Annotated in this window: 12 protein-coding genes; 9 read left to right on the plus strand and 3 right to left on the minus strand. The window is 38.5% G+C overall.

Annotated features, from left to right (window positions below):
* The first annotated feature begins 79 nt into the window (after positions 1 to 79).
* Genes FLP15_RS05185 through FLP15_RS05195 form a run of 3 tightly spaced genes read left to right on the plus strand, consistent with a single transcriptional unit; the run spans position 80 to position 3,313 of the window.
* The gene (locus tag FLP15_RS05185) at positions 80 to 2,062 is read left to right on the plus strand and encodes a glycoside hydrolase family 65 protein (RefSeq protein WP_142766259.1); all 1,983 of its coding nucleotides are present in this window, start codon (positions 80 to 82) and stop codon (positions 2,060 to 2,062) included.
* A gap of 19 nt (positions 2,063 to 2,081) precedes the next feature.
* Positions 2,082 to 2,738: a beta-phosphoglucomutase gene (pgmB, locus tag FLP15_RS05190; RefSeq protein ID WP_142766260.1), complete on the plus strand. Its 657-nt coding sequence runs from the start codon at positions 2,082 to 2,084 to the stop codon at positions 2,736 to 2,738.
* Positions 2,735 to 3,313, plus strand: coding sequence for a GDSL-type esterase/lipase family protein (locus tag FLP15_RS05195; protein ID WP_142766261.1), 579 nt, complete (start codon positions 2,735 to 2,737; stop codon positions 3,311 to 3,313). The genes pgmB and FLP15_RS05195 overlap by 4 nt, the downstream gene beginning before the upstream one ends.
* Before the next feature lie 184 nt (positions 3,314 to 3,497).
* On the opposite strand, the gene trhA is transcribed toward FLP15_RS05195, so the two are convergent.
* Complete coding sequence (trhA, locus tag FLP15_RS05200; protein WP_142766262.1) at positions 3,498 to 4,148, minus strand: PAQR family membrane homeostasis protein TrhA; 651 nt, start codon at positions 4,146 to 4,148, stop codon at positions 3,498 to 3,500.
* Between the two features lie 490 nt (positions 4,149 to 4,638).
* Between trhA and FLP15_RS05205 the strand changes: the two genes are divergently transcribed.
* The 6 genes from FLP15_RS05205 (at position 4,639) to FLP15_RS05230 (ending at position 10,551) form a co-directional block, all read left to right on the plus strand.
* Positions 4,639 to 5,475 carry a DegV family protein gene (locus tag FLP15_RS05205; protein WP_142766263.1) on the plus strand — a complete coding sequence of 279 codons (837 nt, stop codon included), beginning with the start codon at positions 4,639 to 4,641 and terminating at the stop codon, positions 5,473 to 5,475.
* Positions 5,476 to 5,930: 455 nt separating this feature from the next.
* Positions 5,931 to 6,761 (plus strand): SGNH/GDSL hydrolase family protein, encoded by an 831-nt coding sequence (locus FLP15_RS05210; protein WP_142766264.1) that lies wholly within the window; start codon positions 5,931 to 5,933, stop codon positions 6,759 to 6,761.
* Entirely contained in the window at positions 6,761 to 7,984 is a 1,224-nt protein-coding gene (locus FLP15_RS05215; RefSeq protein ID WP_142766265.1) for a glycoside hydrolase family 3 N-terminal domain-containing protein, read from the plus strand. The genes FLP15_RS05210 and FLP15_RS05215 overlap by 1 nt, the downstream gene beginning before the upstream one ends.
* A 9-nt stretch (positions 7,985 to 7,993) precedes the next feature.
* Complete coding sequence (locus FLP15_RS05220) at positions 7,994 to 8,647, plus strand: YpmS family protein (RefSeq protein WP_142766266.1); 654 nt, start codon at positions 7,994 to 7,996, stop codon at positions 8,645 to 8,647.
* 105 nt (positions 8,648 to 8,752) lie between these two features.
* Entirely contained in the window at positions 8,753 to 9,028 is a 276-nt protein-coding gene (locus FLP15_RS05225) for an HU family DNA-binding protein (protein WP_120771024.1), read from the plus strand.
* Between the two features lie 377 nt (positions 9,029 to 9,405).
* Complete coding sequence (locus FLP15_RS05230; RefSeq protein WP_142766267.1) at positions 9,406 to 10,551, plus strand: cysteine desulfurase family protein; 1,146 nt, start codon at positions 9,406 to 9,408, stop codon at positions 10,549 to 10,551.
* Positions 10,552 to 10,774: 223 nt separating this feature from the next.
* Here the strand turns inward: FLP15_RS05230 and FLP15_RS05235 are convergent, their stop codons facing one another.
* Together FLP15_RS05235 and FLP15_RS05240 are read right to left on the minus strand one after the other, a co-directional pair.
* Entirely contained in the window at positions 10,775 to 12,424 is a 1,650-nt protein-coding gene (locus FLP15_RS05235; protein WP_142766268.1) for a peptide ABC transporter substrate-binding protein, read from the minus strand.
* A 339-nt stretch (positions 12,425 to 12,763) separates the two neighbouring features.
* Positions 12,764 to 14,410, minus strand: a complete 1,647-nt coding sequence (locus tag FLP15_RS05240) for a peptide ABC transporter substrate-binding protein (protein ID WP_142766269.1) — start codon at positions 14,408 to 14,410, stop codon at positions 12,764 to 12,766.
* Between the last annotated feature and the right edge of the window lie 70 nt (positions 14,411 to 14,480).

Raw genomic sequence — 14,480 nt, forward strand, 5'->3', positions numbered from 1 at the left:
TTTTTGTCAGCAAATTAGTCTATAATAAAGTCTGTCAGTATACTGACAGACTTGTTTTGAAAGAAATGAAGGAAAAGAAATGAAAACTTATACCCTCACACTTGACGACTTAGGAAATATTGAAACACAAAATGTTGAAACAATTTTTGCGCAGGCCAATGGTTTTATGGGAGTTCGCGCAAGTTTACCCATTCAGGAGAGCGACAGCTTGCCAGGCACTTTTATCAATGGATTTTACGAAACACATCCGATTATCTACGGTGAAAATGCTTACGGTTATGCAAAAAATCATGAAACAATGGTCAAGTGTTTTGACTTACGAACGCTAGAGTGTTTTGTCAATGATGAAGCCCTGTCAGTACTGACAGAACGTGATTTAAAACTTAATTTAATGACAGGAATTCTGTCAGAAACGTATCTCTATGAAACAAATTCAGGGCAGCAAATAAAGCTTGAGTTGGAAAGTTTTGCGAGCCATTTTAACCGCACAGCTTATGCTCAGAAAATCAAAATTACGGCGTTGAACTTTTCTGGAGAAGTTCATGTAAAAAAAGAAGCAAAATTATTGCTTCCAAATGCTTCCAAAGCCTTTGACCCAAGAGTTCGTGAGGCAAGTGTTAATCTCCAAAAACAAGGGAATCAATATACTACCCCTAACAGCAAACTCAGCCTTTACACCAAATTTGACCAGATTGATCAAACTTTCAAACTCAATCAAACTCAATCTTTTGAATTTGAACAAATCAATCAAATTTCTAAAGAAAATCAATTTGAAACTGTCAGCTATGAGCGGTTAAAAGCAGAGCAAATCAAGATTTTTGATACTTTTTGGTCTGTTTCAGACATCGAGATTGACGGAGATGAAACACTTCAAAAAGGTGTCCGTGTCAACCTTTATCACCTTTTTAACTCGGCAGGTCGCGATGGAAAAACAAATTTTGGAGCAAAAGGTCTGACAGGCGAAGGCTATGAAGGACATTATTTTTGGGATACAGAGATGTATTTACTCCCCTTTTTTACGCACACTCAGCCCGAGATTGCCAAAAGTTTGCTAACCTATCGGCTGAACATTTTGCCTCAAGCTAAGCAAAGAGCAAAAGAACTCGGCTTTGCAGGTGCATTGTATGCTTGGCGCACACAAAGTGGGCACGAAACCTCAGCCTATTATCCCGCAGGAACAGCACAAGTTCATATCAATGCAGACATTGCCTATGCCCTCGAATTGTATGAAAAAATAACGGGTGATATCATTTTTATCCAAAAAGCCAAAGCTATCATCTATGAAACAGCCCGATTTTGGATTTCTTACGGATTTATGAGTAAACGAGGATTTGAAATTCATGAGGTCACAGGTCCAGATGAGTACACCGCACTTGTGAATAACAACTACTATACAAATAAAATGGCTCAAAATAACCTTCTCTATGCGGTAAGACTCGCTCATACCTTTAAAGAAAATCAAGAAGAAGCAAAAATTTGGCAGCTAGCTGCCGATCAAATGTATTTTGGATATGACGAAACAAGCAAAATTACCAAGCAAGACGATAGCTTTTTGGATAAAGAAGTATGGGATTTTGCACACACTCCAAAAGAAAACTATCCGCTACTTCTTCATTATCACCCCATGAAAATTTACAAACATCAGGTACTCAAACAAGCCGATACAATTCTTGCTCATATGCTTTTTGCTGAGGATAAAGCACAGGTGGCACGTGATTTTGATTTTTATGAGCCATTGACGACGCATGATAGTAGTTTATCAAGAGCTATTCATGGTGTTGTAGCAAGCCGTCTAGGACGTACCCAGCAAGCCTATGATTTCTTTGCTGATAGTGCAACAATGGATCTTTCGGATATGCAAGGGAATGCAAGTCACGGCATACATGCAGCAAATATGGGTGGGACTTGGTTAGGATTAATCTATGGTTTTGCAGGATTGCATATTGACAATGGTGAATTAAAAATAGAAAATCATTTACCAAAACAAATCAAAGCTTTAAGATTTAACATCCTATATCAAGGAAAGTTACAAAGTTTTGAGTTAAAAAATGAAAAGAACTGAATATTGATGGAGGAATGTAATGTTTAAAGCAGTTTTATTTGACTTGGATGGTGTAATTACAGATACAGCAGAGTACCATTTCCGAGCTTGGAAGGCATTGGCAGAGGAAATAGGAATTGACGGTGTGGATCGTGCATTTAATGAACAGTTGAAAGGTGTTTCCAGAGAAGATTCTCTGAAAAAAATTTTGGCGTTAGGAAATAAAACAGTGTCAGATGAAGCGTTTGCATCGCTTGCGAAACGTAAAAATGATAACTACGTTGAAATGATTCAAGATGTATCGCCTCAAGATGTTTATCCAGGTATTTTGACTTTGTTGAAAGACTTGCGGAGTCATGGGATTAAAATTGCCCTAGCATCTGCATCTAAAAATGGTCCATTTTTGTTGGAGAGAATGGGTTTGACAGATTATTTTGATGCGATTGCAGACCCGTCAGAAGTTGCGGCTTCAAAACCAGCTCCAGATATTTTCATTGCGGCAGCGCACGCAGTAGGTGTTAATCCAGAGGATTCCATTGGCTTAGAGGACTCTCAAGCTGGGATTCAGGCGATTAAGGATTCTGGGGCATTGGCGATTGGTGTTGGTCGTCCAGAAGATTTGGGAGAGGATATTGTTGTTGTGCCGGACACTTCACATTATACGTTTGATTTTTTGAAAGAAACTTTTGAAAAATGATAAGTATTACGATTTTTGGAGATAGTATCACAGCAGGATATAGTCGTGAAGCAGGAATGCCACGAATTGCTCCTATTCTAAAAGAGAGGCTTGAAGCAAGACTGACAGAGCTTCAAGTTCAAAGTGAGGTCTTGCTTTGTGGTGTGTGTGGTGAGGATACTGATGAGGCGCTACTTCGTCTGAAAGTTGTGATAGATTTACAAAGTGATTGGACGATTCTCTTTTTTGGAGCAAATGATGCTGCCACTGATCACACAGTTTCTCCGGAGCGTTTTTATAAAAATCTTCAAGTGATGGTAGAGAATTTTGGAGTGGATAAGGTTGTCATTGTTAGCCCGCCTTATCATAATGATAGGGTAGAAAACCAGTTGAGAAATAATGAACTCGTTCATCAATTTTGCGAATCTGCAAAACGTGTCGCTAGTGATTTTGAGGTTCCATTCCTCAATCTTTATCAGGAAATGTGTGAAACAAAAGAACCAGAGCAGTTGTTACAGAGTGATGGTCTGCATTTTTCAAGACAAGGCTATGAGTTACTAGCAGAGAAACTCTCATTACTTCTGGCTAATTTGTAAATAATGAAGTTGAGACTTATTCAGCGGGAGTTTCGTAAAACATTTGTCCGTTTTATCTAGCAGCTAAGCAAACGGACAAATGTTTATCGCGTAGCTGCAAGGCGGAGATAGCACGCACTTACTTCGATAAAAAACCGCCATTTTGACACGGCGGTTTTTAGTTTATCAACTTATTGATTCTTGGTTAGCCCACAAATCCATAGACAGAAATAAACATGAGGGCTGCTGCAACGAGAACGAAGAGATGCCAAACAACGTGAGCAAAGGGGAATTTGAAGTGATAAATAAGAGCCCCAACAGAATAGATGACACCACCGATAACTAATAACCAGAACGCCAGTGGATTCAGAGCATTCCAAAGCGGATAAATCTCAATCAAAATCATCCAACCCATCACGACATATAAAATTGTAGAGAGTTTTGGTGTTTTTCCCCATTTTGGTAGATAAATTGAGGTCAGTACAATACCTAGAATGGCACATATCCAAATGATAGTAAGTACAATCCAACCGAGCCAATTATTGAGCGCGACAAGGCAATAAGGGGTGTAAGTTCCAGCGATTAAAAAATAAATGCCATTATGGTCAAAGACACGAAAGACCTTGACTGCTCGTGTAAAATGTAAACTATGAGCAAGGGTAGAGCAAAGAAATAGAATGATTAAGGCAGCACCATAAATTGAAAAAGCTGTAACTTCAAGTGCGGAACCCGATTCAACGCCTTTCAAAATGAGTAAAATAAGTGCTACGATAGCTAAAATAGTTCCCGCCCCGTGAGTAATTGCGTTGAAGACTTCATTTAGGATTTGATAAGTTTTTGATTCATAAGTTTTCATGGGTAAAATGGCTTCTATTGAGAAGCGCTCTCCTTTGGAGGTAAGATACATTTTCAGCTATAGTATAAGAATTTCAGTGGCAATCAGCTAGATGAAACAATCACAACTAGAGAAAAAAGCAAAAATTTCAGTATAGGATGTAATTGAACAGATATGAGATAGTGTCTATTTTCTTGCTTGATCTTGATGTAAGGTTAAGGTGCAAGTATAAATATTAAGACTCTATAGGATTGAAAATATAAGGAAAGAATTGTTGGGTAAGATTAATGTTGCCTTAGTCTGAGCTTTGTCTGCTCTGCCTATCACTTTAAAGCGATATTTTAAACAAAGCAAAACAAATTGCCTTGTAAGCTTTGGATAATTTTAACCTTTTTTGTTCTTTCCACCTGAAAATTTGTTATAATATATGATAGCACAAATTGTATAGAAAAGGAATTGGACTTTGTCGTTTGCCATAATGGATTAAACTAAAAGAGTTCAAGTAGTAATTATGCCAATAAAAATTGTGACAGATTCATCCATTACGATTGAGCCGGAACTTGCGCGTGAACTGGACATTACGATTGTCCCATTATCAGTGACGATTGATGGAACAATGTATTCAGACGATGACCTGAGTTTTGAGGATTTCATGGTCAAGATGGCCGCAACAAGGAGTTTGCCTAAAACAAGTCAGCCACCAGTTGGGGTTTTTGCTGAAGTTTATGAAAATATTGCAACTAAAGACGATGAGATTATTTCTATTCATTTGACAGAGGCTTTATCAGGAACAGTTGAAGCCGCACGTCAGGGAGGGATGCTTTCTGGTCGTGATGTAACGGTGATTGATAGTGATTTTACTGACCAAGCTCAGAAATTCCAAGTGGTTGAAGCCGCAAGACTTGCAAAGTTAGGCTTGAGCAAAAATGAAATTTTAGAGAAAATCAAACATATTCGCGAATCAACGGAGCTGTATATTGGTTTTTCAACATTGGAAAATTTGGTTAAAGGTGGTCGAGTAAGCCGTATGACGGGGCTTTTTGGTAGCCTTTTAAATGTTCGAGTGATTGGAACTTTGAAAGATAGAGAGTTAAGCACAATTTTGCGAGGTCGAGGAAACAAGACTTTTTACAAATGGCTTGAGGAACTTACTGACCATATGAGTACGTCGGGTAGAAAAATACGAGAAATTGCAATTTCACACGCACAAGGACTTGAGTTTTCTCAGAAAGCAAGGGATGTTTTGCAAAAATTTGTTGAAAAGCCGATTTCGATTATGGATACGAATACAACGATTGCGACACATACAGGACCAGGTGCTTGGGCAATTATGATTGATTACGAGTAAGAAGGAAGTTGGACTGAGTTCAACTTTTGGAAAAACTTTGCGTTGAAGTGATTACTTCATTGGTGGGAGATTTTTTTCCCCCACCAATGTTAGGGTAACAACTAAGCGATCTGTACGAACAGTATACTTAACATCAAAGATATGGGGTCACACCTCCGCTTCGCTTCGTTATCCGTTCACTCTATCTGCGCTTTGCTCCGCTGTCGATTTCACTAATCGACTAAAATCGGAGGTTCAAATCGCAATCAACTAAAGTCGCAAGGCGAAGTGGTCTTGTCCCTGAAGTCTAAGCGCTCTCTCACGCTGTCCACACCACGGCTATCTGCAACAACTAGCGAGCATCGATAGCGTAGCCCAAAGGGCGGAGATAGCACGCACTTGCTAAGTTAAAAATCAGAGTTGACTTGGCGCGATGATTTAAAGTTAAATAAAAATAGTTTGCAAAGGATTGCAAGATGAAAAAACAATTACAAATATTTGCCGGCTTTCTGCTGGCAATTTTGCTAATTTTTGGATTGTTATGGGTAATATTTCCAAAAGCAGAGAATAGATTTGCTGACAAAAAGCCATCAGTACTGACAGAAAAAACGGTCAAATATGCTGCGCTCGGTGATTCACTGACAGAAGGAGTGGGTGATGCTACGGCACAGGGCGGATTTGTACCACTTTTTTCCAAAGAGCTTGAGAATACTTACAATATTTCTGTCAGTAGCGAAAATTTTGGTAAGGCTGGTGATACGAGTACTCAGATTTACAATCGGATGATGAAGCAGCAAAAGATAAAAGACGGGTTGAAAAGTGCCAACATTATCACCATTACTGTTGGTGGTAATGATGTTATGAAAGTGATTCGGGATAATGTTTCTCACCTGTCAACGATGACAGCAAAAGATTTTTCGAAACCAGAGGTAGCGTATCAAAAACGCATAAAAAAATTGCTTGACACGATTAGAGAAAGCAATCCGAAGGCAGAAATTTATGTTTTAGGAATTTATAATCCGTTTTATATTAACTTTCCAGAAATTACAGTGATGCAAGATGTGATTAATAATTGGAATGATGCTACAGATAGTGTTGTCAGTAAGGAAAAAAATGTGTATTTTGTTCCGATTAATGATTTACTATACAAAGGAACTTCGGGTCAGCAAGCCGTAGAGTCTGACAGCAATTCAGACTCAGTTCAAAATAATTTACTTTATACTGGCGACCATTTCCATCCGAATAACACAGGTTATCAAATCATGGCAAATGCTGTGTTTGCAGCCTATAAGGAGGTTAATCATTAATGAAAAAAAGAAAGCAAAAGCGAAATAAGAAACGTTTGTTTATTGGTGGTGGTTTTGCTTTCCTCATAGTGATTGCGGGATTGCTTGGCCTTATCTTAAAACTTAAGCCTCATCCTGAAAACTCCAGAACTCAGACTTCATCCATGGATAAGCCATTAATTTCTTCTTCAAGCAGTAGCACTAAAGCAGATGACACAACACGATCTAAGCTTGATTTGACACTTGAAGAAGAAATTGGACAGTTGATTATGACAGGTATGCCCGCTAATAATTATAGTCAAGCAACGCTGAATGCGATTAGTGATTATCATATTGGTAGTGTTATTTTGACAGGACGTTCTTATCTGGATATTTCTTCGATGAAAGAAATAACTGAAACACTGCAGAATTTAGCACCGAAAAATCTCAAGTTATTAATTTCATGTGACCAAGAGGGAGGAAATGTCCAAGTTCTTCAAGGGAAGGGATTTACGGCAATTCCAGACGGACTAACACAGGGAGGCTGGGCGCCAGGTGTTTTAGAAAAATCAGCTCAAGTGTGGGGAAGCGAGCTGATACAAGCTGGTGTAAATTTTGATTTAGCACCTGTTGCTGATAGCGTTCCATCAGCAGCTTTTGCTCCTCACAATGCTCCTATAGGGTATTGGCATCGTGAATATGGCTATGGCACAGATACTATTGTCAGCCATACAGGTGCCTTTTACAAAGGAATGAAAGCTGCAAAGGTCTTAACAACGGCTAAACATTTTCCTGGGCTAGGTAATGTCACTGGGAATACTGATACGACATCAAATGTGACAGATACACAAACTTCTGCTGATAGTGCTTCTGTCATGGTATTTAAACGTTTGATTGATGAAGGAATACCCTCCATCATGACAGCCACAGCAATTTATACAAAGATTGACCCAACACTTCCAGGAGCGTTTTCTCCTAAAATGGTTCAGGGATTGCTTAGAGATAAACTTGGCTTTGACGGATTAGTGATTACGGACGATTTGTCAAATGCTATCCAGGTTCAAGCTTGGACCCCTGAAGAGCGAGCAGTACTTGCATTGAATGCGGGAAATGATATGATTCTTGTAGGAGATGCAACTCAGATTCCAGAAATAGTTTCGGCAATTTTAGCAAAAGCAAAAGAGAACCCAGATTTTGCAAATAAGATACATCAAGCTGCTACAAGAGTAGTTAAGATAAAACAACAAATGAAACTCGCAGAATAGAGAGAAATCATGGATAATCAAGAAAATCAAACACGAAAAGCAAGACAAAATAACGCTAAAAAAACTGGTACAGAAGTTGGAGTAAAAAAAATAAAACCAATATGGAAATGGCTTTTTCTCTTACTCTTAGCTTTGAACATTGCAGGAGTTCTATTTGTTGCAGTACGCGTGATGACTCCACGTGATCAGACCGTACTCAATCAAACTCAAGTGGCAAAAACAGACCAGAGAGTGGCTCAAATCACGACAACAACGACCCAACTCAATCAATTGATTAATAGTTACTTAGTTCCTTATCAATCAAAAGAAATGAGCTATAAATTTTATATCTCAGGTCAACAAGCCGTTCTTGAGGCTTCCTACAAACTTTTTGGTACAAAAATTCCTCTATATGTCTATTTTGAACCTTTAGCACTTCCAAATGGAGGAGTGAGTCTTTCTGTTCAAAGTATTTCAGCAGGTACGTTAAGTTTGCCGACTTCTGATGTCTTGGCGATGGTTAAATCTTACAATCTGCCAAATTTTGTTCAGGTAGATAGCAAGGAGAGTCAGGTTATCATTAATTTACCAAAAATTAAGATGGCGACCGACTTGTATCTTAAAACAAACCAGATTGATTTAGTGAAGGGAAATTTTACCTTTGATTTAATGAAAAAAGCCTGAAAATCAGCTTAAAACGGCATTTTGGCTTGCAAACTTAGTTCCAATTTGCTAAAATGAAAAGTGCCTAAGGTTAAAGGTAAAAAACAAATGGAGGACATTTCTAAAATGGCTAACAAACAAGATCTTATCGCTGAAGTTGCAGCAAAAACAGGATTGACTAAAAAAGATTCAGAAAAAGCAGTTAACGCTTTTGGTGAAGTTGTAACTGAATTCCTTGCAAAAGGTGAAAAAGTTCAATTGATTGGTTTCGGTACTTTTGAAACTCGTGAACGTGCAGCTCGTGAAGGCCGCAACCCACAAACTGGTGAAGCAATCAAAATCGATGCTACAGTTGTTCCTGCATTCAAAGCTGGTAAAGCATTGAAAGATGCAGTTAAATAATTAGTTTATAAAAACTTCAAGTACCACGAATTTCCGTGGTACTTTTTGTTTTGTAAAAATGACTTAGCTTAGTACCATAGATAAAAAACAATTCAAAAGTCTGTGGCTAATTCTTGTCATAGTTGTCGAGCTTACCATGCCCCCAATTCTAAGAAGTTAAAGTGACAAGTCTTTGGAATCTTAGTCGTAAGATTTGGTACTTTAAGTCTGCAGATAAAAATTCAATGTTTTACTCAGTTGTGGTCATTTTTTGAGCGAGTGATGGTGGTTTATCTATCAAAAGTTACTGACAGATTCTTATCAGTAACTTTTTGCTGCTGACGGTCATAAAATTATGTTAAAATAGATGAGTTGAATTCGAAAGAAGGATAAGGATAATGATTTATTTAGACAATAGTGCAACGACAGCGATTGACCCGCAGGTCCTACGCACTTACATGGATGTGGCAACAAAAATGATGGGAAATCCATCAAGCTTGCACGCACTTGGCACTACTGCGACTCGACTTTTAGATGCTTCACGTCGGCAGATTGCTGAGTTGCTTGGAGTTGGTCAACACGAGATTTTTTTTACAAGTGGTGGTACTGAGGGAGATAATTGGGTACTCAAGGGTGTAGCGTTTGAAAAGCGCCCTTATGGTAAGCACATTATCATATCAAGTATTGAACATCCTGCAGTTAAAAATACAGCAGAATGGCTTGCTACACAGGGTTTTGATGTGGATTTTGCTCCTGTCAGCACTGATGGATTTGTCAAAATTGATGAATTGAAAAAATTGATTCGTGAAGATACGATTTTGATTTCTGTTATGGCGGTCAACAATGAAGTGGGCAGCATCCAGCCAATTAATGAAATTTCAGAGCTTCTAAAAGACAAACCAACCATTAGTTTTCATGTGGATGCCGTACAAGCGATTGGGAAAATTCCTGTCAGTGAATTTATGACTGACATAGTGGATTTTGTGACATTGTCAGCGCATAAATTTCACGGTCCACGTGGTGTCGGAATTGTGGTGGTCAAGTCTGGCAAACGCTTGACACCGCTCTTACATGGTGGAGGTCAGGAGATGAATCGTCGTTCTACCACTGAAAATCTGGCAGGTATTGCAGCGACATCAAAAGCATTACGCTTTGTATTGACAGATGATGAAGCCAAGCGAAATAAAGTTCATGCGATGAAGCAAATCATTTTTGACGAGCTGAAACAGCATAAAAAGGTCATTCTATTTAGTAAAATGGATGGTTTTGTGCCAAATATTTTGACTTTTGGTATCCGTGGTGTGCGTGGCGAGGTCGTTGTTCATGCATTTGAAAAGCATGATATTTATATCTCTACAACGAGCGCGTGTAGCTCTAAGAAAAATGCAGCTGCAAGTACTCTAGTTGCAATGAATACACCAAGCAAGTTGGCGACTAGTGCAGTTAGAATCAGTCTTGATGCAACAAATAACATGGCAGAAATTGAGCAGTTTCTGACAGTTTTCAGACAAATTTATCAAGAACTTGAAAAAGTGAGTGGATGATTAAGATGTGAGGGGCGCTCGCTTTACAAAAACGTTGCAATGAATCTCATTGCAACGTTTTTATTTTTCAGCATTTTAGAACAGTCAAGTTCATACTTTATAATTGAGTTCAGGGTGCTGGAAATTAGTAAAAATTGACAAATTATAGAACAGTGCTTTCGCATGAACCTGTAATTTCCTAATTTTCCTAATTTCAGAACGAGCGCCCCTCACATCTTAATCATTATTTTGATAAATGTGCATGACGTAAATCAAAAATCATGGCGGAGTTATAGGTTGAAACACCCGAAAGTTTAGGATTCATCAAAAGTGATACAGATTCTGTGGCAAGTGGTAAAACGTTTGAGTTCTTGTAGAGTTCATTTTCTGCAGCCTTATAATCAGCATAACGTTTGCTTGCGTTTAGAACATCAGGAGCAGTCGTAGCAGCAGTGTAGGCTTTGTCAAAAGCACTATTACTTACTAAGCCGTTATTCATCGTACTTCCCGTGACAAAATTCATCAAAAAGTCAGAAGGTTCATTGTAATCAGCACCCCAACTTGTCAAAAGAATTTGGAAATTATGATTTTGTGCATCTTTAAGACGTTGAGCTGCGGGGACAAGATTTTCGTTGATTGTAAGTCCAGGGAGTGCTTTTTCTAAGTTGCCTTTGAGATAATCTACAGCTGATTTGGCAAAAGTATTATCGCTTGCCCCCTCGAGATCAAGGGTCAATGAAGTTTTTCCGAGTTCTTTCAAACCTTCTTTGAAAAGTGTAGCAGCTTTTGTAGCATCATAAGTATAAGGTTGAGCTGCATATGTTGCAAAATCTTCACCATTTGGCGCAGTATCAAGCTTTTTAGGTGTTACAGTATTGGCGATAGAAAAGCTTGGTGCAATACTTGAAAGGAGTGCTTTACGATTAGTTGCAAGGTTTAGCGCTTCACGAATTTTATCATTTGAAAGTGCTGGAACTTTTCCTGATTGATTGTATTCGAGGACATCCACTCTTGGAGAAGATAGTGTTTTGTAGCCTTTGGTGTCCTTGTTTGCAGCAACGAGTTCGGGTGTTGAAAGGTCGGCAACATCAAGTTTTCCTGATTTGTAAAGACTTACTGCTGTTGTAGGATTATTGACGATTTGGTAAGAAACACCAGGGATTTTAACGTTTTTAGCGTCATAGAAATTATCATTTTTTACAATTGAGAAGTTTTTATTTGTTCCCGTCCAATTATCTTTACCTTTGACAAACTTGAATGCACCATTATAAAGTGTGGTATCAGAAGAAGTCCCATATTTGCTTCCCATTTTTTTGACAAAAGCTTGATTAACTGGATAATAAGCAGGCAGTGTCAATAATTTTTCAAAATATGGGGTTGGAGTAGCTAGTGTGATGACCAGATGTGTGGCATCAATCGCTTTGATTCCTAGTGAATTTACAGGTTTTTTACCTGTCATGACAGCATTTGCGTTCGCTACTGGACTGAGCGCAAAGGCGTATTCTGAACCCGTCTTGGGGTCAACTGTCCGTTGCCAACCATAAACAAAATCTTGAGCTGTGAGTTTAGCACCATTCGACCATTTAAGGCCATCGCGTAAAGTGACATTGTAGGTCAAACCATCTTTTGAAACATCAATTGATTTTGCGAGGTCATTGACAGGTTTAGCATCCATATTCCAGCGGACAAGCCCTGCATCAACATTGAGCAAAACATCAATAGAATTGACATCAGCAGCAGTACTAGTGTCAAGTGTCAAGATATCCGTTCCAAAACTGTAATTCACATTGCGACTCGTTGCGCTAGTCTTGTTGTCAGCATTTCCACAAGCTGTCAGTATGCTGACAGCAGAAAGAGTAACGAGTGTCAAAGCGCTTATTTTATATTTATTCATGGTCAATTAAATTTTTCCTTTTTCTAATTTTGCACATTATAAGTATAATGTGTGTTTAATAAAATGTCAAAGATTTTTTACGTTTTGTTTAAGAAGAAATTACTGACAAACAGAAAAAATCTCTGTCAGTACTGACAGAGACATTATTTTGACTGATGAGATTATTGAAGTAAGTGCGTGCTAACACCCCCACCTAGGTGTAACAACTAGGATATCCGTAAGTTGCTAAAGCAACAACGGCTATCCTATCTTAGGTAGGGGATGAAGCAGCACTAACTTTGAATTTCGTCTGACTAAATTCAGTGGGGAGTTGAAACTCCCACTGAATAAGTCTTGACTTCATTTAGCAAAAGAAGCATTACGTAAATCATAAATCAAGCCAGAGTTGATCGTCGAAACTCCTTTGAGTTTGGGGTTCATCAAAATTGGGGTAGCGTGGGTATCAAGTGGATCAACATTTGCTTCTTCATAGAGTGCCTTTTCTGCAGCTTTATAATCAGCATAAAGTTTGTCAGGTTGAGTAATATCTGGTAGCGTTGAAGCAGCCTTCATTGCTTTATCATAGGCAGGATTATTAAATCGACCATCATTCATGGGGCTGCTTGAAACAAAGCTAGTCAAGAAATCTGAAGGCTCATTATAATCAGCACCCCAACTTGAAACAATGATTTGGAAATTATTATTTTGTGCATCTTTAAGGCGTTGAGCCTTTGGTACGAGGACTTCATTAATCGTGAGACCGGGCAATGCTGTTTCCAAGTCTTGCTTGAGATAATCTACAGCAGCTTTGTGGAAAGCATCATCACTATCACCCTCAAGATTTAGAGTAAGCGAACTTTTCCCTAGTTCTTTCAAGCCTGACTTAAATAAAGTCGCCGCTTTAGTTGCATCATAAGTATAAGGTTGAGCTGCGTATTTCGCGAAGTCCTCACCATTTGGTGCAACATCTAGTCCGTTTGGTGTAATGGTCTTGTTAATCGAATAGTACGGTGCAGCAGTATCAAGGAGTCCTTGACGGTTAGTTGCAAGATTAATTGCCTCACGAATTTTGAGATTAGAGAGTGCAGGTACTTTTCCTGATTGATTAAATTCAAGTGCATCAACACGAGGTGAAGAAAGGACTTTGTAACCTTTAGTATTTTTGTTTGAAGAAACGAGTTCAGGAGTATCAAGGACAGCTAAATCAAGTTTTCCTTGCTTATAAAGCTCAGCAGCAGTAGTCGTATTTGAGATAATTTGGTAAGTGACACCAGGTACTTTCACTTCTTTTGCATCATAGAAATTTGGATTTTTTACAAGTGAGTAGGTTTTATTTGTACCTGTCCAGCCTTTGTTTCCATTGGCAAATTTGTAAGGCCCATCATAAAGTGTCTTATCAGATGTTGTGCCATAAGCTTTACCCTGTTTTTCAACAAATTTTTGATTGAGTGGATAAAAAGCTTGTTCGGTCATTAATTTTTCAAAATATGGGGTGGGAGTTGCAAGGGTGATGATCAGATGAGTATCATCTAACGCTTTGATACCAAGGCTCGAAGCTGGAGCTTTGCCAAGATTGATTGCTTCAGCATTTTTTACTGGGTAGAGTGCAGAAGCATATTCTGATGCTGTCTTTGGGTCAACCGTCCGTTGCCAGCCATACACAAAATCTTGTGCAGTCAATTTGTCACCATTTGACCATTTTAAACCAGAACGGAGTGTGACATTGTAAGTGAGTCCATCTTTTGAAATACTAATAGATTTTGCCAAATCATTAGCAACATTTGCATTTTTATCAAAGCGAACTAAGCCAGATTCAACATTGAGCAAAGTATTGATTGAAGTAGCATCAGCGGCAAGACTTGAATCTAATGTAAGAATATCGGAACTTAGACTGTACTGCACATTTCTGGAAGTTTCTGAAGCCGTGTTTTGATTACCGCAAGCACTCAGTAAAATAGCGGTAGAGAGTGAGAGGGCAGAAATAACAACAACTTTATATTTTTTCATTTATTTTCTCCAAATTTTCTTCATAAAGTTAATTTTAACTTAGCAAGTGCGTGCTAATCCCCCACCTCTT

This window comes from Lactococcus protaetiae, assembly GCF_006965445.1.
Taxonomy (GTDB): Bacteria; Bacillota; Bacilli; order Lactobacillales; family Streptococcaceae; genus Lactococcus; species Lactococcus protaetiae.

What these genes read in the sequence shown, in the direction of transcription:
- FLP15_RS05185 (WP_142766259.1), top strand. Translation starts at nt 80, where the DNA reads ATGAAAACTTATACCCTCACACTTGACGACTTAGGAAATATTGAAACA.
- pgmB (WP_142766260.1), top strand. Translation starts at nt 2,082, where the DNA reads ATGTTTAAAGCAGTTTTATTTGACTTGGATGGTGTAATTACAGATACA.
- FLP15_RS05195 (WP_142766261.1), top strand. Translation starts at nt 2,735, where the DNA reads ATGATAAGTATTACGATTTTTGGAGATAGTATCACAGCAGGATATAGT.
- trhA (WP_142766262.1), bottom strand. Translation starts at nt 4,148, where the DNA reads ATGAAAACTTATGAATCAAAAACTTATCAAATCCTAAATGAAGTCTTC.
- FLP15_RS05205 (WP_142766263.1), top strand. Translation starts at nt 4,639, where the DNA reads ATGCCAATAAAAATTGTGACAGATTCATCCATTACGATTGAGCCGGAA.
- FLP15_RS05210 (WP_142766264.1), top strand. Translation starts at nt 5,931, where the DNA reads ATGAAAAAACAATTACAAATATTTGCCGGCTTTCTGCTGGCAATTTTG.
- FLP15_RS05215 (WP_142766265.1), top strand. Translation starts at nt 6,761, where the DNA reads ATGAAAAAAAGAAAGCAAAAGCGAAATAAGAAACGTTTGTTTATTGGT.
- FLP15_RS05220 (WP_142766266.1), top strand. Translation starts at nt 7,994, where the DNA reads ATGGATAATCAAGAAAATCAAACACGAAAAGCAAGACAAAATAACGCT.
- FLP15_RS05225 (WP_120771024.1), top strand. Translation starts at nt 8,753, where the DNA reads ATGGCTAACAAACAAGATCTTATCGCTGAAGTTGCAGCAAAAACAGGA.
- FLP15_RS05230 (WP_142766267.1), top strand. Translation starts at nt 9,406, where the DNA reads ATGATTTATTTAGACAATAGTGCAACGACAGCGATTGACCCGCAGGTC.
- FLP15_RS05235 (WP_142766268.1), bottom strand. Translation starts at nt 12,424, where the DNA reads ATGAATAAATATAAAATAAGCGCTTTGACACTCGTTACTCTTTCTGCT.
- FLP15_RS05240 (WP_142766269.1), bottom strand. Translation starts at nt 14,410, where the DNA reads ATGAAAAAATATAAAGTTGTTGTTATTTCTGCCCTCTCACTCTCTACC.